Genomic DNA, 22,527 nt, shown 5'->3' with positions numbered 1-22,527 from the left:
ATGCTGGGCGCACGTAAAAAAAGGCTGAATCACATCAATTGATTCGGCCTTATTATTACCTGTGATATAGGCGTTAAAATAATTTATTTTAACACCTTACATTCTTTCGTTTAAAACCAAGTAACCCCTTATCTAAATCCTTTTGAATTTTTTCAGAACAAAGTATGATTGTGCTCTTTTTCTTTTCTTTCTTAATTTCGACCGGTCCGATCGCTTTTGCAGTTTCAACTGCTTTTTCATGCTGAGGTAAATATGAAATAGCCACTGTGTAGATAAAATTACTCATTGCAGATTTTGTTCTTTCAGGAGAATCATGTATTGTATTTTTCACCTGGTCTAGCATATCTGAAATCTTGCTAGGGTTAAATTCAGAGTCCGAACGATTACCTAACAGCCAGCAGTAACAACTCCAACCCGCTGACATTTTAAGTTCGTCACCGCTTGCAATCCATTTATCCGCAACTTCCTGCGCAATATCGGCTTCAGCTAATGTTACTGCAACTACATAATCTGAAAGCATATAGAAATACGCACCATCAATCCAACGTTCAAAATCTTCTTCAGTCATTTTCAGTGGATCCGCAATTACACCTGCAAAATACATAGCATCGTAGTTACCTGTAGAATATAATTGATTGGCCAATTCCTGGTTCATTTTAATTTTCTTAGCAATCGGCTTCATCGCCCCAGTAGCTACCCCAAATAGTGGCTCATGAGCACCATTGCTTATGTATGTTTTTTTAGTTCGTTCCTTACCAAGTGCTTCTAGCTCTTGCATAACCGTTTCAAATTCCATTGTTTTAAAATTCCTTTCTATAAATACTATTTCACATCTAACATAATTCTAAGATTCACTATCCTAATTTTATTTACAATTTTAATCTATTTCAAATTACTCTTATACGATTCATTATATCCTTCTAAACTCCCGAGTATAGTGAGAGACTGCTTATTTTCTAAAAAATAACACATTCTTTACACTAAACAACAATATTATATCATTTCTTTTTTACTAAACTTTAAGCTCATAAAATAGGATAACATTTAAACAAAAAAATGAGCCACCCCACAGCAGCTCAATTACTTAAAATCATTTTATAAAATTACAACTCTGTATAGTTTATTATTTTTTTTATTGATTTAGCATTTTCGATCCCTACACTTCTATATCCATTAAACGCATTGATTTTTATAACAGCACCACTTTTTGTGAACCAAAGTAATGAACTATACTCAACATTCTCTTCTACAGGACTTCTGAATGTTAATTGAACATCATATGTAGCTAAATCAACAGTCGGATGTTCGAGTTTTTGACTATATAAAAATATCTCTTCTAATTGTTTCAATTTTGTTTTACTTTCCACTTTTACTGGAATGAAACTGATAACATTTTTACCAATTTTAGTATAGTTATAACCAATCCATATTTCATTTTTCGGCTTATTATTGTTCAATCCAAAATAATATCCACCAATGCAAATTGCAATAATTATTAAGAAAATATATGGCCTCTTCAAAAATAGTCCCTCCATAAAAAAGTTCCGTTTCTACCAACTACATACCATATTTTACCATTTTTCCAAATGAATTAGTATATTAATAATGTTTAAGATATATATTTATATCTCATGTTAACTAGTGGAAGTTTCGATTCGCCTTACCAGATCTAAAGAGCATAATCTTTCAAGATATTATAGTAAAAGTTTTAAGCAAACTAAAAACTCGCTAAAAGTTAGCGAGTTTTATTTATAAACAAAATAATCGATACTTTTTCCATTCTGATCTAAGTAGGCTAGCATTCCCACCTTTTTTTAAGGCCACAATTGCCGAGTAGTATGTATTTAAGTTTAATTTGAGATATATTCTCCAATCTCATCTGATAGAACAGATAGATCCCATGGATACCAGTAGTAGTTCGTACCGTCAAATTCCATATCATATTTATAAGCGATTGGATCATCTGTATACAAAATTATTTCATAATGGGTTGGATCTGCAGTTGTAACATTTGGTTGGAAATTTGAATCTTCCTTACTATTCTTTAAGATTGTAAGAAAGTAATTTATTTTATCTTTGTCAATAATCGATGATATTTTTTTCTTGTTAGTTGTTTGAGATTGATAGATTTTAATCAAATTTACCTTATCAATTGGTACATCTTTAAAATACCATTTATAATCAGTTGTACCTTTTGCATAATAGACTCTATACCCATTTATTGATGTTTTGTCTTTTAAAGCTATTAACTCAGGGTTATCCTTAATTGAATAGATTTCTGTTCCTTTCTCATGAAATGCTGCATCTCCATCTTTTATTTTGTATCTCGGGTTTGTAACATGATCTGCTACTTTGAATTTTACTTCGCCTAATTTTCCATCTATAAATTTTTCATCTGCTATAATCCCTGTTTGAATTCCATAATATTCAACTCCATCCAATTTCACAAAGTCAATCCAATCTATAATTGATTGACCTTCTGATGGCATAAAGCGACAACTTACTAGTAGTACTGGCAATAATATAAATGACATCATAAAGAGTTTAATTCTTTTCATGAAATCCCCCTTAAAATTAGTCTTATTTTCAAATGATATTCAATTAATTTAATGAAATTACCTCCATTAGTACAAAATATAAACTCAAAAAAAGTTAGCCAAACTAGTAGGTTGAATTATAGTGAATCTATAGTCTTATCCTATTTAAATATTTAACATGACAAACGCACATTTTTTATAAAAGCTTGTATTTGAAAGCACTTACATTTTAATTGAACATAAAATATATTGAATGGAGGGATGAATGAATGGAAAGAATTATTTTAATGTTAGCTAGTATTTTAGCTGGTTTTGCTTTAATCAAATTGCCTTTAGCAGGCACATTCTTATCAAGTGTAGAGCCATTAACTGATTTAATTGGTATTTTAGCTATTTTAATTTTCTCCCTTTTCCTAATATATAAAGGGTTTATGTCTCTTATCGGTAAGTAACTAACTATTAGGTTTGGGAAATATCATTGTATTTTTATAATGATATAAAATATTAAATAAACCTGTATCTTAGATTACTAGTTAATCGTTGATACAGGTTATTTTTTATGATTTATTTCTATTTCTACATTTTTTATTTTGGCTCTGTTAAAGTAAAATGTTGATTTTTGAACAAATGGATAAGACCACAAATTCCGGTCTTTGTTTTTCCTAATTCAACTAAAGCTAGCGTTAGCCAAACATGAACAATACAATTTGTGACATTGATTTAGGGACAAAGGATTCTTTTGTTTGAAAATATCGACTTGTATTTCTTTGTTAAATTAGCTTATTTTTTTCGTTATGTTCATAAATAGTCAGCTAATGCAATAATTTCACCGTTGGATGCGTTTACACAGAAATCACTATCAATTTTTCCACATCTTATAAATTTGTTTTGCTCAAAATCAAAAACATATAAAGAAATTAATTCAATCTTACTTTTTATTGTTTCAAACGCGGTATCTTTATTAATACTTATGTTTTCTATTTGTTGAAAGCCTTCAATCATTTCTATCTTAAATTTGTTATCAATATAATTTAAAACCATAAAAGTCGTTGTATCAATAAACAGCTTGAGCTTTCCCTGAAAAACTTGTCTTTCTTGATCATTTTCTTTTAAAATTGCTATTATATATCCTTCGTCACGATGTAAGGTTTCCACTAACCATTTTCCAGAATCTTTTGGAAAAACTGAACACAAAAAGTCTCTAACACCAATTATACATTTTGTTATTTCATCATCTGAAATTAGCAATAAATCAGGATGAGGTTCACATGAAAAGGCTTGATCAATTGAAAAATCTTCATTAAGTGGTCCAATTAGTGTTCTTTTAAAAGATGGTCTTGTGTTAGATGGTTGCCATTGAATGTTCTCTTTTATTTTTAATTTAAATTTTCCTCTATCAAAATCAAATGGTATTACGGATAAATCATTCCTTACAAAAATTTCTTCAATTACATAAATCGGAATTATACGATTTTGTTTATTTACAGGATATTCGATTAATTCCAATTGGTCTTTTACAATTTGTCCCAAGTCATCAAGATTAAGTGAAAAATTCTCATCTACTAATGTTTCTTTTGAAGGAAATTTACCGTACAGTGAAAAAAAAGTCATTTTCCCTACTTGATCGACCTTAATTTCAATTGTTCCACAAGGAGAAACTGCTATACCACCTATACTACTTTGAAAATAAAACTCCCCATCTTCTTCCTTTTTCAGCTCAAATTGACAACCATATTTTAGCCCAGTTTCCTTTTCAATCCACTTTATAATGTCATTGGTCTTTAGACTATGAAACAAGTTCTTATTTGAATAGGACTTACCACCAACAAAAATAACACTTTCAAATTGACGACTATTTACATTTAAGTCAATAGAAGCAGTACCATCTGGATTGTAATCTTCATTCACCCAATCAGTTATATGCGAAGGAAACCATTCCATGGTTAAAGTATAAATAGTCTCATTAAAACTATTTAATTTACGATAAAAATTGTAAGTATGTAAGTAATAGTTTTCTAACCCCCATTTTTCACTTGTAAAATCCACTAATTCCTTTACTCTTTTATCCATCATACTCCTCATTTCTAACGCAATAGCACTTTTGTCAATGTACCATTCCTTATTCAATTGGTTTTCATTATCGATATACTTTGATTATCTTAAATATTAAAAACTTAGTTATTGGTAATCAATTCCTTATTGAAGCAACCTGGCAGTATTAATCAAAAAATGAGCTGCCGCAGCAACTCAAGTTATACAACTATCGCAGGTTAGTTGAACAAGGAATAGTAAATTAAATTCCTAAAATTGTTATATAATCATGCCTTTTACATTGTTCAGAAATCCATTTTTGAAAATCTATGATTAAATTAATTAATTCTAAAATGTTTTGATTAAAGTTTTCTTTAAATTGGGATTCTGTCTTGTCATCAAACAAAAATCCGATCTTATTTTTCACTTCATTTTCTTTTGGATTTTCTTTTAAAAATAGTTTCAGCTCTTCTAAGTCATCGAGGATCAAGCCCCATGTAAATTTATCAATTTCACTAAAACCCCAAAGACTATATTTCTTATACATCTTTTCAATTGAAAGTGATAAATATGTAAAAGTCTCATCGGTAAAGTAAATAGATTCTTGATTCCAATGATTACCTGTATCTTTTCCAGGTTTAATTTCCACATAACATGTACCATTTAGTGCTTCTACATCATAAATAATTTTAATTGGCGATAATTTTATTGCCTCTATTTCATCTTGGATAATCTCTAAAAGAAAATCACCAAAATCTTCAGCAATCATTTCTTCTTCTCCCCAGTACTCACCTAAATTAAAAGAAACGACTGCTGGTTCGTTTTCGTCATTGAGGTTATTAAAATCTAAACAATATACAATGTCTGGATCATAATCAATAATAGTAATGAAGTTTTCTGGTAAACGCTTCAGTCTTCTTTTTGTCAAAGTGAACATAACTGCATCTGGATAGTCTGGACTTGGTGATTCATGAAGGTTTTCATGAGTGACGCCTAAAATTTCATATGTTGCAAAAACACCTGCACCATACTTTTTAATAAAATGACTATATATTTTTGAGAATTTCAAACCTAATGCAGTTTCTGCTTTCTTAATTAAATGGTCCGAACATTCACCAACGTAATCACAATCAACTTTGTTTTGTTCTAATAGTGCTAAAGCTTTTTCGTAGTTCGACCATCCCATATGTATCCCCCCAAGAAGTTCATTTACTATAAAATATCATAAAAATATCTGTTTTACTCCCAGTTTTCATAACAAAAGGACTGACAAAACAGTCCTCTCATGTTGTTCAACTACCATGGGAGTACGATATAAACTTCCATTCACTGTTGTGAATCTGAGGATTCATGGATGGCTAACGCATGCGTTTAGTTCAAAAAGCTTTTAATCCCACTACGTTCTGATAAATTTAAAATTAAAACATTGTATGTTCTTTACTCATTTTTTTAAAAAAAATACTAATAAAACATTTTTTTATTGACGTTAAATATTTAATAGTGATAAAATATTTATTTTGACAAAATTCCAATTAATGTTATGCTTAATTGGTTAGTAATTAAATGGGGGTGTAGAATATGTTTGAAGTTGGTGATAGTATTTTTTATCCAATGCAAGGAGCAGGTATAATCGAATCTATCGAAGTAAAAGAAGTGCAAGGTGAAATACAGCAGTATTTTATTATAAGATTACTCTTAAAAAAGATGGAAGTAATGATTCCAATTTCAAAAATGGATATTTCAAGAATCCGAATGGTTGTTGATTCACATACACTCGACAATGTATTAAATAATTTTCATAATGGAGAATCTGATTTTTCTCTTTCATACAAACAGAGATTTAAGCTAAATACTGAGAAAATGAAAACCGGTAATATTGAAGAAGGTGCAGAAGTAGTACGTGATTTATTACGTATAGAAAAAGGGAAATCTCTTAATTCAAGTGAAAAACTGATGTTAGGAAATGCAAGTAAGTTTTTAATAAGTGAATTCAGTTTAGTTAAAGGGATCACAGATATTCAAGCCAAAGAACTATTATTCAGTTGAAAAATAATCAAGTAAACTTATATTAATGAGATTAGAATTTCAAATATTTAAATCAAACTCCTTATATTAAAAAAACACAACCACCCCGTTTTGTTTCCCCTTTTAATTTCCATTCATCATTCAATTTGTTCATAATTGGATGTATACTTCAGAATTCCATCTAAATAGATTGAATCATCAAGTTGTGTCCACTCTTTTAGTTTAATTTTTCCTTCTAGTTCGAATTCTTTGGCCAGTTTTTCAATCGTATTTATATCATCTTCCAAGGAATATTTAACAACTATTCTACCCGTTACTTGAAGAATATCTTTATGAATTTGTAGTGAATTTTAAATGTTTATCACCTAAGATAGTAATGTTTATATTCCATCTTGGGTGCATAACTAAATTATTGTTTTCATCAAATTCTAAAGCCATATGAATTTCATCATCTTCAGTTGTAAGAATAGCCATTCTTTTATTTTCCATATCTATATACGGTTTTAAACTTTCTACCATTTCTATTTTCCAATCAAAAAAGTTAATCATTTTACCTCCAATTTCCTAACTATATCAATACTCTATATAAGAGTATTTTAGCCATTTCTTCTTTCACTAATCTGCCCTTTCGTTGAATAAGAAAATCAACATTATTTTTCAACAGAGACATCCATGCTAATGAAAATTCGCACCATGGCGCATGAAAATATTATGGTTAATTTTCAAGGTAGTCTATATTTTAAAGTTGCGCCCTGTCAGTTGAATTTTTTCCTTTAACTTGCTTTAAAGTTGCTACGATCAGAAAGCTAACAATTACTAGTAAGAGCCATGAACTTACTTTACCAAGATGAACAAGACTCCATGCTACCGACTGATTCGGGTATTGCCATGCTCCAAAAAACGTTGCAATATTTTCAGCAATCCAAATAAAAAATCCAATTAGTACAAAAGAAAGTGCGATTGGCATTCGATATTTTGTTCCATTAACTTCGTATGTGACCCAAGATTTCCAAAAGACTATGATGACAAGTCCTGATAGCCACCAACGAACGTCTACCCAATAATGATGAGTGAAGAAATTTAAATAGATCGCTGCTGCTAGTGTAGCAACAACAAAAAATGGTGGCCAATTAAGCAAATGAACATTCAGTCTTCTCCACGCCTGACAAAGATAACTTGCAACACTCGCGTACATAAAGCCACTATATAACGGTACTCCAAAAAGTTTAGAATAACCTTCCCCCGGGTAAGACCAAGATCCCATATGTACTTTGAAAAGTTCAAGTGCAAGTCCGATTAAGTGGAACATTGTGATAACCTTTAATTCATCAATTGTTTCAAGTCTTGAACGCACCATGATCCACTGCATTAAAATACAGATAACTAGTAACCAATCATACCGTGGTAGAAATGGAAGTGGAACAATTTTTGTAAAAGCCAGAGAGGCAAAAATAACAACGGGGAATAGACAAGATAAAGCCTGCTCCCAGCCAAATCGAACAAGTTGTTTAAATGCTCTTATAATTTGTGATTCCACCTTTTGAAGTGTTAAGTTCACAATTAGCTCTCCTTTCATTAATTTATTTAATCCTTGAATTCTTCATCGCTTTGATATTCTAAAATATCACCGGGTTGACATTCTAAAGCCTTACAAATCGCTTCTAATGTTACAAAACGAATCGCTTTTGCCTTCCCGTTTTTCAAGATTGAAAGATTCGCCATCGTAATCCCAACCTTCTCCGAAAGCTCCGTTACACTCATTTTTCTTTTCGCCAGCATTACATCAATATTAATTATAATTGCCATGTTTCTCACCTCAGACCGTTAAATCATTTTCTGATTTTATATCTATAGCTTCTTTCAAAAGCCTTTGAAGAACGGCAGCAAAGACTGCTATTACCATCGAAGCAAAAATCAACACCATTCCAATGACAATAATACCTGGAGCATCATCCATATCCGCAATTAAATAGAAAAGCGGCAATCCTAGTACATACAAGACACTAATTGCTATCGCACTAAATTTTATATTTTTTAATGCATTAACCGATAATTCCGAGAAAGCTTTGTTTTTATCAATATAGTTTAAAAGTTTATATGCTTGATAAAGAGCAAAATAGAAAGGAATTGCTGCTGCATATAGATCAATAAAAATGAAATATTTCATTAAAGCTATTTTTGGATACAACACAGCTGCAAATTCCGCAATCTCAGGGACTATAAATATACATAATGCAAGGACCGGGATCCCAATAAGAATAACTGCTATTTTTAAGAAGAGTGTTGAACCTCGTTTCATAAAAAGCACCTCACTAATTTATTTTCAATTAGAATTTAACACATTATTTATTGTTTTACAATAAATTATTGTTGTTTTTTATTATATTATTATCGTTATGGAAATATCCTTGCATTTTTTTAAATAGTAAAAAAGCATTCCTTAGCTAAAGAAATGCTCGCGTAAAACATTAATTATCCACTCGCTCCACACCTCAGGAAGAGAAATTTTTTCAAAATGTTAGAGTTGTAATAACTTAAAAGATTAAATATACTGTTAGTAACACTTCACTGTCATTAACAGTATAATGTCATTAACAGTATAAATTTTTTCTTTATGAGAAAACATACAAATTTAGGAGGTTAAACTTTATGAAACATACAGGACGACATACTGGTGCATTTCTTTTATTATTTTTAACAGAAGGAGATAGCTATGGTGGAAAGCTTTTGCAAAAGTGTGAAGAAGAACTTCCGATCAATCCAATTGACAGTTCCATATTATATCGCACTCTAAAGCAATTAGAGACTGAAGGTGCTGTGGAGTCCTATTTAGGTACATCCGAACAGGATAAGCCGATAAAGATGTACAAAATAACTGGAATAGGAAAAGAAAAATTAAAAGAGTTTCAAATTAATATTGAAGAAAAACTTAAGAATTTAACATTTTTCTTGAACAAATACAATGTATGGAAGGAGAATACGCATGATTAATGCTTCGATCCTATATAGTTTAGCAATAACTCTTACGATAATTTCTTTTATAAAAGATCGAAATAAAACGAAAGAAGCTCTATTAAAATCCTGGAAAATGTTTTGTAATATTTTGCCTGAAATTTTATCTATTATGCTATTTGTAGGACTATCCTTATCCTTATTAACACCTACTATCGTTTCATCAATTATTGGAGAACAATCTGGAATAAAAGGGATTATCCTCTCTACATTAATTGGTTCAGTTGGACTGATTCCTAGTTTTATCGTTTTCCCTCTTGGAGAAACATTAGTCCAGAATGGTGCTGGACTTCCCCAAGTAGCTGTATTAATGTCAACATTAATGTCAGTCGGTATGATCACTTTACCTATGGAACAAAAATTATTTGGAAGAAGTTTTGCGTATGCACGTAATGCATCTGGACTATTAATGTCGCTTATATTTGCCTATATTATTTGGGTGGTGATGGCGTGAATGAGTTAAAAAAGTATCGTTTCTTTTTTATTTTATTAGTAGGTTTCATTGTACTAACTTTACTAAATCACTCAGTTGGAATGAAAGCATTTCAAGTAACTGGAAATAGTATTTTAAATATGTTATTTCTTCTACCACCAGTATTAATATTCGTAGGCTTACTTGACAAATGGGTTGAAAAAGAAACTCTTATTAAATATATGGGGAATAAATCTGGAATTTACGGAGTTTTGTTTGCGCTCTTACTAGGAGGTATTGCAGCTGGTCCTCTATACCTAGCTTTTCCGATTGCGGTGCTTTTATTGAAAAAAGGAGCAAGCATTCGTTATGTTGTCTTCTTTTTAGGAGTTTGGACAACAGCTAAACTACCCGTTGTTATATATGAATTTGCTTCATTTGGAATAAAATTTACACTTATTCATATTTGTTTTGGCTTAGTATTTTACTATTTAGTGGGTATCATTTTTGAAAAGTTTTTTGATCAAAGACATTTGTTAAATTATGATAAAGATCAAGATATTTCGATATAGAAAAAACTCCTGGAGAATGAAGTGAAGAAGAGTGTTACAATATATGAATTTTTGACGATATGAAAACACTAGTCTTCCTTAGTGAAGTGAATTACTTTTCTTAATTGAGTACATGAAAGACAATACTATATACAAAAAGACTAGCCAAGTAAGCTAGTCTTTTCAAGTTTAAACCGCTATCTCCCTACATTATCTAATTTAAAACTTTCTCTTAAATTTTTTATAGAATCTGTAAGAGTGTCTAGTAAAATCTAAGAATTTATACGGGATTTTAATCGGTACTTTATACAAAGTTTTTTTATATAGTTTATAGTAAGCTTTGACTAGATCGTCCCATTTATCATCTTTTCCTTTTTTATAAAAATCTGATATATCTACAACGTATCCTCTACCATCCTTCATCATCACATTTTTTCCGTGAACGTCGTATGGGTTTAACCCTCGACTTTTCGCATACTTAAGTGCAATATTTATATCTTTAATTACACTCTCTGGTATTCGCTCGCCATTCGCAAGGGCATTGTACAAGGTAATTCCTTCTAATTTTTTTAATACTAGATATTTTTCACCGTATTGTATTAATTTCGAATAAGCTGGATGCTCTCCTAATTGTTTATAGACTTGAACTTCTTTTTCTAAACCATGTATATCTTTTCCATACACTTTTACAACCACATTTGGTTCAGAATAGTGAATAAAAACAGCTGCATAATTACCTGATCCAATGCATTTCCAACCTTCAGGTATATTCCTAACTACTATTGGGTCATTTGGGTGTTCACTCTTGAGGATTACATTCGTAATTAGTTCTTTTTCAATTAGAACTTTAAATTCAGTTTGATTTATTAAAATAGACATTTCGTTACCCCTTTAAATCCGTTTACTATTATTTCTCAATCGATCAGCCTATTTAAAATTTACCAATTCGTTAAACCCTTTAAAAACGTTTCAAAGTTAGGGGATAAATTAATAATTTGATCATCATCCACATCAATATAAATGATGGGTGGTTCTTCTTTTGTTTTCCTATAATCAAGTGCAATCCACGAATGTCCATCACCTGAGATTAAAACAATATTTTTTGGCAAATCCCATTCTTTAATAAGATACCCACTCTCTAAAATACCAGAATCCTCACCAATTCCTAAAATATGATCTACATTAACGTGGTCATCAGCCCAAGATGTTGGGACTTCTGTAGGAAATGAATCAAATTTAATGACTCCCCCGTTTTGTTGTTTGAGGATTTCAATGTATTTTTTTGGCAACTTAATTTTAAGCTTTGCTTCTGCCTTTACGATCATCCCATCTGTTAATGGTTCTAGTTTATAAAAAGCGTTTTCTTCTAGCCAAATGTTATACTTCAATTTAAAATTAGACACCTCTTTAATACTAACTCGTTATATGACTCTATAATTCTAATAAGACATTATTTTATAAACAACTGATTGATCTTGCTTTTTTCTTTTAAATTAGTGTGAATAAGTTCTTCTAGGTCCTTTTCATTCGTATACGAACTCACATCTTTTCCATACCATTCATTTAGTTGCTGTCTTGTCATAGTATAGTTTTTGTCAGCAAAATCAAAAGTAATCCACTCTACATTTTTGACTAACGCAAATAAGTATGTTGCATTATTAATGACTATATTTTTAGTATTAGCAGGTAAATTATGATAATCAATCATCATACCATAAGGCTTCTTTTTTGTTTGGAGTGACATTTTGATGAATTCTTTATGATTTGGTAATTGTTTTATTATACTGCCCACAGCACTGTTATTACCGATATAAGAATTTTTAAATTGAAAAATATCATTATTTGAGCTTTTACTAATAGAACAACTAGTTAAATCCAGAAATAAAAATAATAATGGAATGAAAATTATTAAAACTTTTTTCATAATTTCCCCCTTTATTTACTAATTGTGAAATAGGAGCTAATTGATCAGCTCCTCAGACTGTCGAAAAAGTCGACGGCCTTTTATTTTGGTTATTTATGTAAACTTTAACTATATAAATAAGTACTTTGTCGATTTCCACTCCAGGATGCTCGCTTTCCGTGGGGCGAGACCTGAGCCTCCTCGGCAAGCCTGCGGGGTCTCAGGCTTCCCGCATCTCCCACAGGAGTCGAGCACCTTACGTTCCAATCATTACCCAAAGCTTTTTGTAAAATCTTTTCAACCAACAATCTTTCAAAAAAAGAGTCTATTTTTTTGTCACATTTAATCATTATATTCTCTTCTCTTGATATAATTAAATCATCAAAGTGTTGAGGTGAAATGATGTTATCGAATACGAGAGAATACCAAAATGAAGTAGAATTTGTATGCCTTGAAGAAATAGTACCTGAAGATCATCTTCTTCGTAAAATAGATAAATTTATCGATTTTTCTTTCATTCTTGATAAAGTAGCTCCTTATTATTGTGAAAATAATGGACGTCCATCAATTAATCCAATCGTTCTTTTTTAGATGATGTTTATTGGTTAACTTTATGGAATACGTTCTGAACGTCAATTAGAACGAGAAATCCAAATGGATCTTGCTTATAGTTGGTTTTTAGGATTGAAAATTAATGATTCTGTCCCACATCACTCAACAAGTTCAGAACATAAAGAAGATCGCAATGCATCTAACACGTACAGAATAGCTGTATTTTTTTGTTTATAACACTATTTTTTTTGATTAAATCAACTAAGAAAGATGTAATAAAAAAGAGTGTAGAGAAATTTTCAGGGGTTTCTCTACAATCTGAGGAGCTGATTGATCAGCTCCTTTTTTACTCAAGTAAAAAATTCTATTCCATTCTACATATGAATTCCTTTTTCACGTTCTTTCTTTCCACCACGTGACCAGATCACGACTGGTATAAGAATTAATGACAAAATTCCACCTGTTAATGATAATGTTACATAACTTGAATTGGCTACGATCATTCCTGACAATGCGCCACCAGATGCACCTGCTAAAGCGATAAATACATCCACTGTCCCTTGAGTCTTGGCGCGATTAGTAGAATCTGTTGAGTCAACAATTTGAGCAGTCCCACTAATTAGTCCAAAGTTCCATCCTAGACCTAGTAATGAAAGCGCAACTATTAGTAGAATCATAGAATCACTTGGTGCTGATGCAGCTGTTATTCCTGCTAGTAATAAAGTGGCTCCCGATGCAATCGACATAGCCGTTCGACCTATTTTATCTACAAGTATTCCAGTAATGAGTGAAGGAAGATACATTGAGCCAATATGAAATGCAATTACGATACCTACTTCATTGAGTCCATGACCGTGATGCTTCATATGAATGGGTGTCATCGTCATAATAGCAACCATAACAATTTGTGTTAATACCATTGTCGTTGCTCCTACCACAATTCCTCTATTGTTTTTCATACTTTCAACTGGTGAAGTTTGTTTTACAACCACTTGCTGTAATTTTTTTGACTCAATCATTTTAGCCATTATTAATGGATCTGGGTTAAGCATAACGAATAGAAAGAGACCTGCCAAAATAAATGCTGTTGCGGATAAGATGAAGGGACCTGCAAGTGCTGGCACACCAATTGAAACTGCAAATTTCCCCATTGGTCCTACTAAGTTGGGACCTGCAACCGCACCAAATGTTGTAGAAACCATTGCAATACTTATTGCTTTTGCTCGTTGTTTATTATTGGCTAAATCTGTACCTGCATATCGAGCTTGTAAATTTGTTGCTGTTCCTGCTCCATAAATCAAAAGAGAAGCAAATAAAAGGATTATACTGTTTGTCATTGCTGCAATTACAACACCGATTGCTCCAAGTCCACCAGTAAGAAATCCTGAGGCCAGCCCGATACGTCGACCAAATTTTTGAGAAAGCTTTCCGACAATTAGAGCTGCACCTGCTGAACCTAAAGTAAAAAGAGATGCTGGAAGTCCTGTAAAAGCATCTGTCCCTAGCATTTTTTGTGCAAGAAGCGCGCCTACTGTAACACCTGCAGCTAACCCAGCACCACCAAAAATTTGCGAAATGCTAACAATCAGCAGTGTCCGTTTGTATAGCGTTCTTTGTTTTTCCTCTGAATTTACATAATTATTTGCCAAAATATGCGTTTTATTGTACATTTAAACACCTTCTTCTATGACGTACGATTTAAAAAAATGAATGCAATTCTATCCAATGAATGAAAACGTTTTAATTACATCTCTTTTATTTTAACAAATATCAATTTATATCAAACTATTATTTTTTGAAATTAACATTTTATCTACTTATATTTTTCTGCTTTGATTAATATTTTCAGTAGCATGATTATCTTCTTTTTTGCAAAAAATCTTTCACTGATGCATACCGTAGTACTAGGAGGGGAGTATATGAACAAACAACAAATTGTGTTTATTTTAACCTATTTGTGTGTGGTTTTTTTCGGCAGCTTTCTTTTGGTTGGTATGCTTTGGTACAAGTACGGGGATGTATACGCTGAGAGCATAAACGGCCTCAATTATTTTCTTTATTACTTTTTTGCTGGTGCAATAGGTGGATCACTTTATCATTTGTATCATTTTTGCGTTCGATTTATGGCAAATAAACTGACGAATTCTAAAGAGTGGATTATGTATGTATTTTACCCGATTTTTGCAACTGGAACTGCAGTGATGACGATTAACCTAATAAACAGTGGATTACTCTCCATTAACTTCACGAAAAACCCCAATTCAGTTTATGCTCAAATAAGCATTTCATTCATTGTTGGGTTTGGCTTCCACAAAGTTATGAAAAAGCTTGATGAAATCGTAAAGCAAAGGTTCGGATCTAACCAAACAGCTTCTTCGTCCGATCAAACAAAATCACAGTAATCCTAATGTAAAAATGAACAAGAGAAGGTTCTTAAATACCTTCTCTTTATTTTAGATATTGATTTTTTTAAAAGTTCTTTTTTTCCAGCTGCAAATAATAAATGTAAAGTACTAAATCTTTTTAACAAACTCTGATTTCAGCTTCATAGCACCAAAGCCCTCAATTTTACAATCGATATCGTGATCGCCTTCAACTAGTCGAATACTTTTCACTTTTGTCCCAATTTTAACGACAAGTGATGTGCCCTTTACTTTTAAATCTTTAATAACTGTTACCGAATCCCCATCGTTTAAAATATTTCCGTTTGCATCTTTCACTACTTTTGTTTCATCATTCGTATTTTCAGAATCTAGTGTCCATTCATAACCGCATTCCGGACAAATTAAAAGATTTCCATCTTCATATGTGTATTCTGAATTACATTTAGGACAATTAGGTAGTTTTTCCATTGTTTTTACCTCCGCTCATTGCTGGAACTATTGTTATATCTCAACTTCTATATACTGGCATAATCCTATTATTAATACAAGGTTATATCATCATTATAAATTTTTAATAATAATGTTAAGGTTAATTTAAGAATTAACATGTAAGATAAATACATAGAAAGAACCTTCATCATTATGAAAGTAAGTCCCCAATTATTTTCATATATAAAATAGCTCATGACAATCATGTCATGAGCTATTTTGTTTTATATTACTAAAAGATTTTTTTCAATTAATGAGTTAACGGCTGAACAAATTGCAATTTTTACGTGAGCATAAGTTAAGCCACCTTGTATGTAAGCAATATATGGTGCTCTTATTGGACCATCAGCAGTTAATTCGATACTTGCACCTTGGATAAATGTCCCAGCTGCCATAATTACATCGTCTTCATATCCAGGCATATAGTTTGCCGTTGGAGTAAAGTGTGCATTGATTGGTGAAGCAGCTTGTATAGCTTGGCAAAATGCAATCATTTTCTCTTTATCATCAAATTGCACTGATTGAATTAAATCTGTTCTTACTGCATCCCATGAAGGATTTGTGTTCATTCCTAGCTTTTCTAAAAATGCTGCAGTAAATAAAGCACCCTTTAGTGCTTGGCCTGTAATATGTGGAGCCATAAAAAATCCGTGGTACATATCTTGTAACGCATAAAGTGATGCACCAGCTTCACGTCCAATTCCTGGAGATGTTAAGCGATAGCCACACTTTTCAACTAAATCTTTTCGTCCTACGATATAACCACCTGTTTTTGCAAGACCACCACCAGGATTTTTGATTAATGAACCTGCCATTAAATCAGCACCTACATGGCATGGCTCTTGCTTTTCAACAAACTCACCGTAGCAATTGTCTACAAACACGATTACGTTTGGATTCATTTCTTTTACAAAATCGATCATTTCTTTGATTTGTTCAATTGTAAATGAAGGTCTTGTACCGTATCCTTTTGATCTTTGAATTCCAATGACTTTCGTATTACTTGTCATTCGATTTGCTACTTTTTCATAATTTATTCGTTCGTCATTTACTAATTCGATTGATTCATATCCAATCCCAAAGTCTTTTAATGAGCCATTTCCGCTTTCGCCACGAATTCCTACAATTTCTTCAAGTGTATCGTATGGTTTACCAGTAATATATAACAGCTCATCACCTGGGCGTAATACACCAAATAAAGCTGTTGAAATTGCATGAGTTCCTGAAATGATTTGCGGTCTAACTAAACCTGCTTCTCCCCCTAATACATCTGCAAAAATCTCCTCTAGTGTATCTCTTCCAATATCATCATAACCATATCCAGTCGAAGGGATAAAATGACTATCACTCACTTTATGCTTTCGAAAGCTTTGTAAAACTTTAAATTGGTTATATTCAATTACCTCGTCAATTTCTTTATGAGCTTCAGAAATTAATTTTTCTACATCTGCCACTAGTGGTGCAATTTTTTCCCCGTTTGATAATAATTCTAGCATTGATTATTGCTCCTTATACTTTCTATATCTTTTAACTGTATCATAAATTGAATGTTCTTTAAAAACGTATCCAGTTATTTGATAAATTTCAGTTTCTTCATTAAAAGTAATTGTTTCAATCATCGTTAGTTTTTTGATTTCATGAATCAATTTACCTTCATAAGCTGGTATGAACACTTCAAAATATTCCATATACTGTTTACATTCGAATTCAATTCTTTGACGCAATTTTACTAAATCATCTTCATTTAAAGCGCTCATTTCAATAAAACCTTCAGATGGTGAAGGTACAAAATCCTCGTGAACTTGATCTATTTTATTATAGACAGTTAACATTGGAATATTTTCAACATCTAAATCATTCAGCAATTTAGAAACAGTTACTTCATGACTTCTATAATTTTCATGAGAAGCGTCTACTACATGAAGAATAAAGTCTGCTTCTGTTGCCTCTTCAAGCGTCGAACGGAATGCTGCGATAAGTGAAGTTGGTAAATCTTGAATAAAACCAACAGTATCAGTTAATAAAGTTGTCATACCATTTGATAAAACAAATTTTCTAGTCGTAGGATCCAATGTCGCAAACAGTAAATCTTGTTCATACACGTCAGATTTAGTTAATCGATTAAATAATGTTGATTTTCCTGCGTTTGTATAACCTACTAAAGAAATATGGAACATTTCATTTCTCTTACGTCTCTCGCGATAACGCTTACGATGTTCAACGATTACATTTAATTGCTGTTTAATATCATCAATTCGTTTTCGAATATGACGACGATCAGATTCTAGCTTTGTTTCACCAGGTCCTCTTGTACCAATACCTCCACCAAGTCTCGATAACTCTGTTCCTTGACCAACCAATCTTGGCATTAAATATTGTAATTGTGCTAATTCAACTTGTAATTTTCCCTCTTTTGTTTTCGCTCGCTGTGCGAATATGTCTAAAATTAATTGAGTACGGTCAATTACTCTTTTTTCTAATCTTGCAGATAAGTTTCGAATTTGAGATGGGGTCAGTTCATTATTAAAAATTACAACATCTGGTTCCAGCTCTGCAATTGCTGCTTCTAACTCTTCTACTTTACCTGTCCCTATGTATAACGCTGAATGATATTTAGTTCTTTTTTGTGAGGTAACTAAAACTACCTCTCCATTTGCAGTTTTCGTAAGTGATGCTAATTCATCCATTGAATAATTAAAACGATCATCATCAACATTTTGAAGCTGACATCCAACTAAAATGGCTTTTTCTCTCATTTCATTAGACACAAAATTCCACCTTTTCTTTAACCAATTCTAAGCAATTAAATCTTCTTTACTCTTAACTGTCTCTTTATTATAATGATATCTGGACTATTTTTCATCTTTTTATTAAGGGCGGGGGAATTGCTTTTTGGAAACATGGGAGTTATTTAGCATTATTGGTACTATTTCCTTTGCGTTAAGTGGTGCAGTAGTTGCTATGGAAGAAGACTATGATTTATTTGGCGTCTATATTCTAGGCTTTGCTACAGCTTTTGGTGGCGGTGCATTACGTAATTTATTAATAGGATATCCAATCAACTATATATGGAGTCAAACAACAAACTTCACAATTGCATTAGTAGCTATGACGATTATTTTTTTCTTTCCACAAATATCGAATAAACCATTCAAGAAATTAGATATTTTATTCGATTCAATAGGTCTATCCGCTTTTGCAATTCTTGGTGCAAACTATGCAATGGAATTAAAATTACCAGTTAGTGCTGTCATCGTAGCATCTGTTTTAACAGGAATTGGTGGAGGTATTGTACGAGACCTACTAGCAAAAAGAAAACCAATGGTACTACATTCAGAAGTATATGCTTTTTGGGCAATACTTGTAGGTGTCTTAGTTGGCAATAAATTTGTTAATTCGAATTTTGAACTTTTAATATTATTCGTTAGTATCGTTCTTCTTAGATTATTATCAGTGCATTATAATTGGAGTCTACCTAAAAGATCATTTAATGGCTCAATAGTAGATCTAAATGAATCAAACACTCATAAGATAAATTAAATAAGTCCGTGAAAAACAAACCTTTAATTGGTTTGTTTTTTTGTTGTTGGATTCCTCTTTTTTTTTCTAATTGATTTATAGCTGATGCAAATAAAATTCTTTTTTCTAGTATAGGTTGATTGGAACGAAACGATGCTTGACTCCTAAGGGAAATGCAGAAAGCAATATTGACAATTTTCCTTTTCAACAGCCTAAAAAGAACAAACCCAAATATAAAGGATTGTTTTTTGCTTTACATATTATACCTTATCTTGCCAACACTATAATGAAATTGACCTATTCATATGTAACACAGGAATTCAATCAAAATTATATAAAAGTAGATCACGTTGGACATAATTTATATCAAATTTTTCATGAAGTTATTGAGAAGATTCTAATCTCAATTTATCGGTTTGCAAACGAAATTAAGCAGATTGAACGAGACTTATTTAATGATCCATTTAGTAAAGACCTATGTAGGAAAATTTTCAAATGGAAAGTCCAACTCCAAGATTTAAGACAGCTTGTTGAACCGCAAGTAAATGTCATTAATCAAATCGTAGAGGCAGATTTTCCATTCTTAAGTGAGGATGCAGGATTTTATTTTATTGAGATAAAAGAAAACTATGAACGAATTATTAACGCCCTTGATAATTTTTAAAGAAAGCATGCAGGTATTATCGAACTCCAAATGTCCTTAAAATCTGATTGTACAAATGATATTATGAAAACTTCAACTTTAATAAGTGCAATTTTTTGCCCATGTCATTTATCGCAGGATTTTATGGCATGAATTGTATTAATATGCCTAAGTTATAATAGCGGACTGGATATTTATATTGCATAATCCCTGAATAGTTTAATTGGTCTCATTAATTCAGTCTACTTTCATATTAAAGGTTGGTTGAGCAAAATACAGGACACTAACTAAAAAATCGGTTAATTGATCGTATCGATTTTGTCTGAAGTAAATAAATCCTTCTCTTCTATTCTCATTAATATTTCCCGATTAAATTCGTTCTCAAATACTAATCTAGTTGCTTGTGTCCGGATTGATTTCTCAACAATATTTCTAACAAAACGACCATTGCTAAAATGAGCACGATTTTCAAGTTTAGCTTTCTGGATATAATCTCTTAACCGGAATTCCGCCTCCCGAGATAGAATATATTCTCGGTCAACAAACATCTTTTTCGATATATCTAAAAGCTCTTTAACTGAATAATCTTGGAATTCCAAAATAAATGGAAACCTAGATTTTAGTCCAGGATTTAAACTTAAGAAATAATCCATTTCTGAAGAATAGCCAGCTAATATAAGGACAAAGTCGCCATGCTTATCTTCCATGTGCTTTACTAATGTATCAATCGCCTCTTTACCAAAATCTTTTTCTCCTCCACGTCCGAGTGAGTATGCCTCATCAATGAAAAGAATGCCTCCATTTGCTTTTTTTACTAAATCTCTAGTTTTTTGAGCAGTGTGACCAATGTATTCTCCAACTAAATCGGCTCTTTCTGCCTCGATTAGATGCCCCTTTGAGAGTACACCCATTTTTAAGAATAATTGACCAATGATCCTGGCAACCGTCGTTTTACCAGTTCCCGGATTTCCTTTAAACAACATATGCAATACTTGTTTTTCGGCCTTTAAGTTCAATTCTTCTCTTTTTTTATTAATAAATATCCAAGCATAAATTTCATGAATCATTTTTTTTATTTCTTCCATGCCAATTAAATGTCTTAATTGATCCTCTATTTCAACCAATAATTCATGTTCAGGCTTTTTAACAGATTCAATACTTGGAGTTGGAGAAACCTCTCCTCTTTTCACTGTATTAAGTACAACATTTATTTGGCCATTATCTTTTAACCGAATTGGCTGCTCCAAATATGACACCTCTCTTTATTCTGTGGACAGCATCTATATAAACATCTCCACTCACATTCACGTATGACGAACTTTCCCAAGAAATTTCCTAATTATGTTTTTACTAATATATGTACGAAAAATAATTTTCAAAACTTTTATTCTAAAGACATATCTTAAAGTGGATAAGATTGTTAAATTTTACTAAAAACTATTAACTAATTTGATATAATTAGAGAAAAAGAGAAGAGTTGATCCATTTGACGATTCCAAACTTAACGACCGCTACTTTATCCGATGTCATCTTGCAATTTGCCTCTCACTTAAATAGTAAAGGTAGAAAAGAATCTACTATTAAGCGCTATTGTTATGATTTAGAAGAATGCTTCCGTTACTTTAAGAAAATTAACGAAAATTTTAGTACATTACAAGTTCAAAATTTTAATGATTATTTTTATTATTTAACATCTGAACGTGGATATAATGAGAAAACAATGCACCGTATTTATGTTGTACTAAATCAATTTTATAAATTTTTACAATCTAATAATTCTTCAATTGAAAATATAATCCCATTGACTAACTATTTAGCTGGGCCTTCACGAGCTCTTTCCACAGACGATTTTATTTCAGAGGATGAAGAAAAAAAATTACTATCAATTGTTCAATCCACGACAGATTTGTCAGAAAAACAATTAAAAGCAAGACCTTTTCTAATGGATCGAAACGAAATTATGATTCGATTAATGTTGTTTTATGGCCTTACTTTAAAGGAATTAATTGATTTACAAATGAGAGATATTAATTTCGCATTAAATGAACTTGTTGTCCATAGTAAGGAAGGATTTAAAAGAACAATTATTCTTACAAAAGAAGATCGGATGCTATTATATAAGTATTTTGTTACGATTCCTGAGCCAGTAAGACCACATTATCATTCAACACATCCGCTTTTTGTCGCATTTGACTTTAATAGAATGACTTTCCATTGGGTTTACGACACAGATTCACCAAAGGCATTAACAGAAATCGCATTTCAAAAAATGCTCAGGTTAGAGGTTAAAAGAGCTGAGCTTAGAAAAGGACTTTGCTCACAACATTTAAGAAATACTTATATTCTTCGCAAAATACAAGAGGGATTATTAGTAGAAGAGATTCAACATTTAGTGGGATTGAAGACTTCTGTTTCTTTAAAACGTTACTATCAATTTTTCAGGGAAAATAATCGAGTAGGAGGGAGTGA

Annotated in this window: 27 protein-coding genes and 2 pseudogenes; 11 read left to right on the top strand and 18 right to left on the bottom strand. The window is 31.6% G+C overall.

Annotated elements, in window-relative coordinates:
- Window positions 1–88: 88 nt before the first annotated feature.
- The 3 genes from COC46_RS15605 to COC46_RS15595 form a co-directional block, all read right to left on the bottom strand.
- A complete protein-coding gene (locus tag COC46_RS15605) occupies window positions 89–796 on the bottom strand; it encodes a DNA alkylation repair protein (RefSeq protein WP_098810729.1) in 708 nt (235 codons plus the stop codon).
- A 307-nt stretch (window positions 797–1,103) separates the two neighbouring features.
- On the bottom strand, window positions 1,104–1,520 hold the full coding sequence (locus COC46_RS15600) for a hypothetical protein (RefSeq protein ID WP_098810727.1): 417 nt from the start codon (window positions 1,518–1,520) through the stop codon (window positions 1,104–1,106).
- Window positions 1,521–1,850: 330 nt separating this feature from the next.
- On the bottom strand, window positions 1,851–2,558 hold the full coding sequence (locus tag COC46_RS15595; protein WP_098810725.1) for a hypothetical protein: 708 nt from the start codon (window positions 2,556–2,558) through the stop codon (window positions 1,851–1,853).
- A 248-nt stretch (window positions 2,559–2,806) separates the two neighbouring features.
- Here COC46_RS15595 and COC46_RS15590 point away from each other — a divergent pair, with 248 nt between their 5' ends.
- The gene (locus tag COC46_RS15590; RefSeq protein WP_098810723.1) at window positions 2,807–2,989 is read left to right on the top strand and encodes a hypothetical protein; all 183 of its coding nucleotides are present in this window, start codon (window positions 2,807–2,809) and stop codon (window positions 2,987–2,989) included.
- A gap of 346 nt (window positions 2,990–3,335) precedes the next feature.
- Here COC46_RS15590 and COC46_RS15585 read toward each other — a convergent pair whose 3' ends face one another.
- Window positions 3,336–4,607 carry a hypothetical protein gene (locus COC46_RS15585; protein ID WP_098810721.1) on the bottom strand — a complete coding sequence of 424 codons (1,272 nt, stop codon included), beginning with the start codon at window positions 4,605–4,607 and terminating at the stop codon, window positions 3,336–3,338.
- 223 nt (window positions 4,608–4,830) lie between these two features.
- Window positions 4,831–5,754, bottom strand: a complete 924-nt coding sequence (locus COC46_RS15580; protein WP_098810719.1) for an SMI1/KNR4 family protein — start codon at window positions 5,752–5,754, stop codon at window positions 4,831–4,833.
- A 392-nt stretch (window positions 5,755–6,146) separates the two neighbouring features.
- On the opposite strand from COC46_RS15580, the gene COC46_RS15575 reads away from it, so the two are divergent.
- Window positions 6,147–6,614: a CarD family transcriptional regulator gene (locus tag COC46_RS15575; RefSeq protein ID WP_098810718.1), complete on the top strand. Its 468-nt coding sequence runs from the start codon at window positions 6,147–6,149 to the stop codon at window positions 6,612–6,614.
- A 116-nt stretch (window positions 6,615–6,730) separates the two neighbouring features.
- Here the strand turns inward: COC46_RS15575 and COC46_RS22280 are convergent, their stop codons facing one another.
- The 5 genes from COC46_RS22280 to COC46_RS15555 all read right to left on the bottom strand — a co-directional run bounded on the left by COC46_RS22280 (window position 6,731) and on the right by COC46_RS15555 (window position 8,892).
- Entirely contained in the window at window positions 6,731–6,880 is a 150-nt protein-coding gene (locus tag COC46_RS22280) for a hypothetical protein (RefSeq protein WP_176545178.1), read from the bottom strand.
- Between the two features lie 43 nt (window positions 6,881–6,923).
- Window positions 6,924–7,142: a hypothetical protein gene (locus COC46_RS15570; protein ID WP_255294931.1), complete on the bottom strand. Its 219-nt coding sequence runs from the start codon at window positions 7,140–7,142 to the stop codon at window positions 6,924–6,926.
- A 190-nt stretch (window positions 7,143–7,332) separates the two neighbouring features.
- Complete coding sequence (locus COC46_RS15565; protein ID WP_098810734.1) at window positions 7,333–8,115, bottom strand: DUF817 domain-containing protein; 783 nt, start codon at window positions 8,113–8,115, stop codon at window positions 7,333–7,335.
- Window positions 8,116–8,177: 62 nt separating this feature from the next.
- Entirely contained in the window at window positions 8,178–8,399 is a 222-nt protein-coding gene (locus COC46_RS15560) for a helix-turn-helix domain-containing protein (protein ID WP_098810715.1), read from the bottom strand.
- Between the two features lie 10 nt (window positions 8,400–8,409).
- Window positions 8,410–8,892 (bottom strand): DUF2975 domain-containing protein, encoded by a 483-nt coding sequence (locus COC46_RS15555; RefSeq protein WP_098810713.1) that lies wholly within the window; start codon window positions 8,890–8,892, stop codon window positions 8,410–8,412.
- A 350-nt stretch (window positions 8,893–9,242) separates the two neighbouring features.
- Here COC46_RS15555 and COC46_RS15550 point away from each other — a divergent pair, with 350 nt between their 5' ends.
- From COC46_RS15550 to COC46_RS15540, 3 genes are read left to right on the top strand one after another with little or no spacing between them, the layout of a single operon-like run.
- Complete coding sequence (locus COC46_RS15550; RefSeq protein ID WP_098810711.1) at window positions 9,243–9,584, top strand: PadR family transcriptional regulator; 342 nt, start codon at window positions 9,243–9,245, stop codon at window positions 9,582–9,584.
- Complete coding sequence (locus COC46_RS15545) at window positions 9,577–10,059, top strand: hypothetical protein (RefSeq protein WP_098810709.1); 483 nt, start codon at window positions 9,577–9,579, stop codon at window positions 10,057–10,059. The genes COC46_RS15550 and COC46_RS15545 overlap by 8 nt, the downstream gene beginning before the upstream one ends.
- Entirely contained in the window at window positions 10,056–10,589 is a 534-nt protein-coding gene (locus COC46_RS15540) for a permease (protein WP_098810707.1), read from the top strand. The genes COC46_RS15545 and COC46_RS15540 overlap by 4 nt, the downstream gene beginning before the upstream one ends.
- A gap of 198 nt (window positions 10,590–10,787) precedes the next feature.
- Here the strand turns inward: COC46_RS15540 and COC46_RS15535 are convergent, their stop codons facing one another.
- From COC46_RS15535 to COC46_RS15525, 3 genes are all read right to left on the bottom strand, one after another.
- The gene (locus COC46_RS15535) at window positions 10,788–11,435 is read right to left on the bottom strand and encodes a serine/threonine-protein kinase (protein WP_369700061.1); all 648 of its coding nucleotides are present in this window, start codon (window positions 11,433–11,435) and stop codon (window positions 10,788–10,790) included.
- A 71-nt stretch (window positions 11,436–11,506) separates the two neighbouring features.
- Entirely contained in the window at window positions 11,507–11,956 is a 450-nt protein-coding gene (locus COC46_RS15530; protein ID WP_098810703.1) for an SMI1/KNR4 family protein, read from the bottom strand.
- A gap of 62 nt (window positions 11,957–12,018) precedes the next feature.
- Window positions 12,019–12,492, bottom strand: a complete 474-nt coding sequence (locus COC46_RS15525; protein ID WP_098810701.1) for a DUF4825 domain-containing protein — start codon at window positions 12,490–12,492, stop codon at window positions 12,019–12,021.
- A 378-nt stretch (window positions 12,493–12,870) separates the two neighbouring features.
- Between COC46_RS15525 and COC46_RS22815 the strand changes: the two are divergent.
- Window positions 12,871–13,215: pseudogene (locus COC46_RS22815) on the top strand (transposase); the annotation flags it as partial.
- A gap of 182 nt (window positions 13,216–13,397) precedes the next feature.
- On the opposite strand, the gene COC46_RS15510 reads toward COC46_RS22815, so the two are convergent.
- Window positions 13,398–14,693 (bottom strand): MFS transporter, encoded by a 1,296-nt coding sequence (locus COC46_RS15510; protein ID WP_098810697.1) that lies wholly within the window; start codon window positions 14,691–14,693, stop codon window positions 13,398–13,400.
- 249 nt (window positions 14,694–14,942) lie between these two features.
- Between COC46_RS15510 and COC46_RS15505 the strand changes: the two genes are divergently transcribed.
- On the top strand, window positions 14,943–15,425 hold the full coding sequence (locus COC46_RS15505) for a hypothetical protein (protein ID WP_098810695.1): 483 nt from the start codon (window positions 14,943–14,945) through the stop codon (window positions 15,423–15,425).
- A 111-nt stretch (window positions 15,426–15,536) separates the two neighbouring features.
- Here COC46_RS15505 and COC46_RS15500 read toward each other — a convergent pair whose 3' ends face one another.
- The 3 genes from COC46_RS15500 to hflX all read right to left on the bottom strand — a co-directional run bounded on the left by COC46_RS15500 (window position 15,537) and on the right by hflX (window position 18,652).
- On the bottom strand, window positions 15,537–15,875 hold the full coding sequence (locus COC46_RS15500; RefSeq protein ID WP_098810693.1) for a zinc ribbon domain-containing protein YjdM: 339 nt from the start codon (window positions 15,873–15,875) through the stop codon (window positions 15,537–15,539).
- A 245-nt stretch (window positions 15,876–16,120) separates the two neighbouring features.
- On the bottom strand, window positions 16,121–17,392 hold the full coding sequence (locus COC46_RS15495) for a methionine gamma-lyase family protein (RefSeq protein ID WP_098810691.1): 1,272 nt from the start codon (window positions 17,390–17,392) through the stop codon (window positions 16,121–16,123).
- A 3-nt stretch (window positions 17,393–17,395) separates the two neighbouring features.
- Window positions 17,396–18,652 carry a GTPase HflX gene (gene hflX / locus COC46_RS15490; RefSeq protein ID WP_098810732.1) on the bottom strand — a complete coding sequence of 419 codons (1,257 nt, stop codon included), beginning with the start codon at window positions 18,650–18,652 and terminating at the stop codon, window positions 17,396–17,398.
- Window positions 18,653–18,788: 136 nt separating this feature from the next.
- On the opposite strand from hflX, the gene COC46_RS15485 reads away from it, so the two are divergent.
- The 3 genes and pseudogenes from COC46_RS15485 to COC46_RS23150 all read left to right on the top strand — a co-directional run.
- Window positions 18,789–19,436 (top strand): trimeric intracellular cation channel family protein, encoded by a 648-nt coding sequence (locus COC46_RS15485; RefSeq protein ID WP_255294930.1) that lies wholly within the window; start codon window positions 18,789–18,791, stop codon window positions 19,434–19,436.
- Between the two features lie 265 nt (window positions 19,437–19,701).
- A complete protein-coding gene (locus COC46_RS15480; protein WP_141550916.1) occupies window positions 19,702–20,079 on the top strand; it encodes a CorA family divalent cation transporter in 378 nt (125 codons plus the stop codon).
- A gap of 54 nt (window positions 20,080–20,133) precedes the next feature.
- Window positions 20,134–20,234 (top strand): annotated as a pseudogene (locus tag COC46_RS23150) (CorA family divalent cation transporter); the annotation flags it as partial.
- 123 nt (window positions 20,235–20,357) lie between these two features.
- On the opposite strand, the gene spoVK reads toward COC46_RS23150, so the two are convergent.
- Complete coding sequence (gene spoVK, locus COC46_RS15475) at window positions 20,358–21,305, bottom strand: stage V sporulation protein K (protein ID WP_098810687.1); 948 nt, start codon at window positions 21,303–21,305, stop codon at window positions 20,358–20,360.
- Between the two features lie 239 nt (window positions 21,306–21,544).
- Here spoVK and COC46_RS15470 point away from each other — a divergent pair.
- Window positions 21,545–22,527: tyrosine-type recombinase/integrase (locus tag COC46_RS15470; protein ID WP_255294929.1), on the top strand; the 983-nt coding region annotated here is incomplete at its 3' end.

It is taken from the genome of Bacillus sp. AFS041924, assembly GCF_002577195.1.
Classification (GTDB): Bacteria; Bacillota; Bacilli; order Bacillales; family Bacillaceae_G; genus Gottfriedia.
The sequence above is the reverse complement of the archived record's forward strand: the minus strand, read 5'-3'. Positions and strand labels throughout refer to the sequence as shown.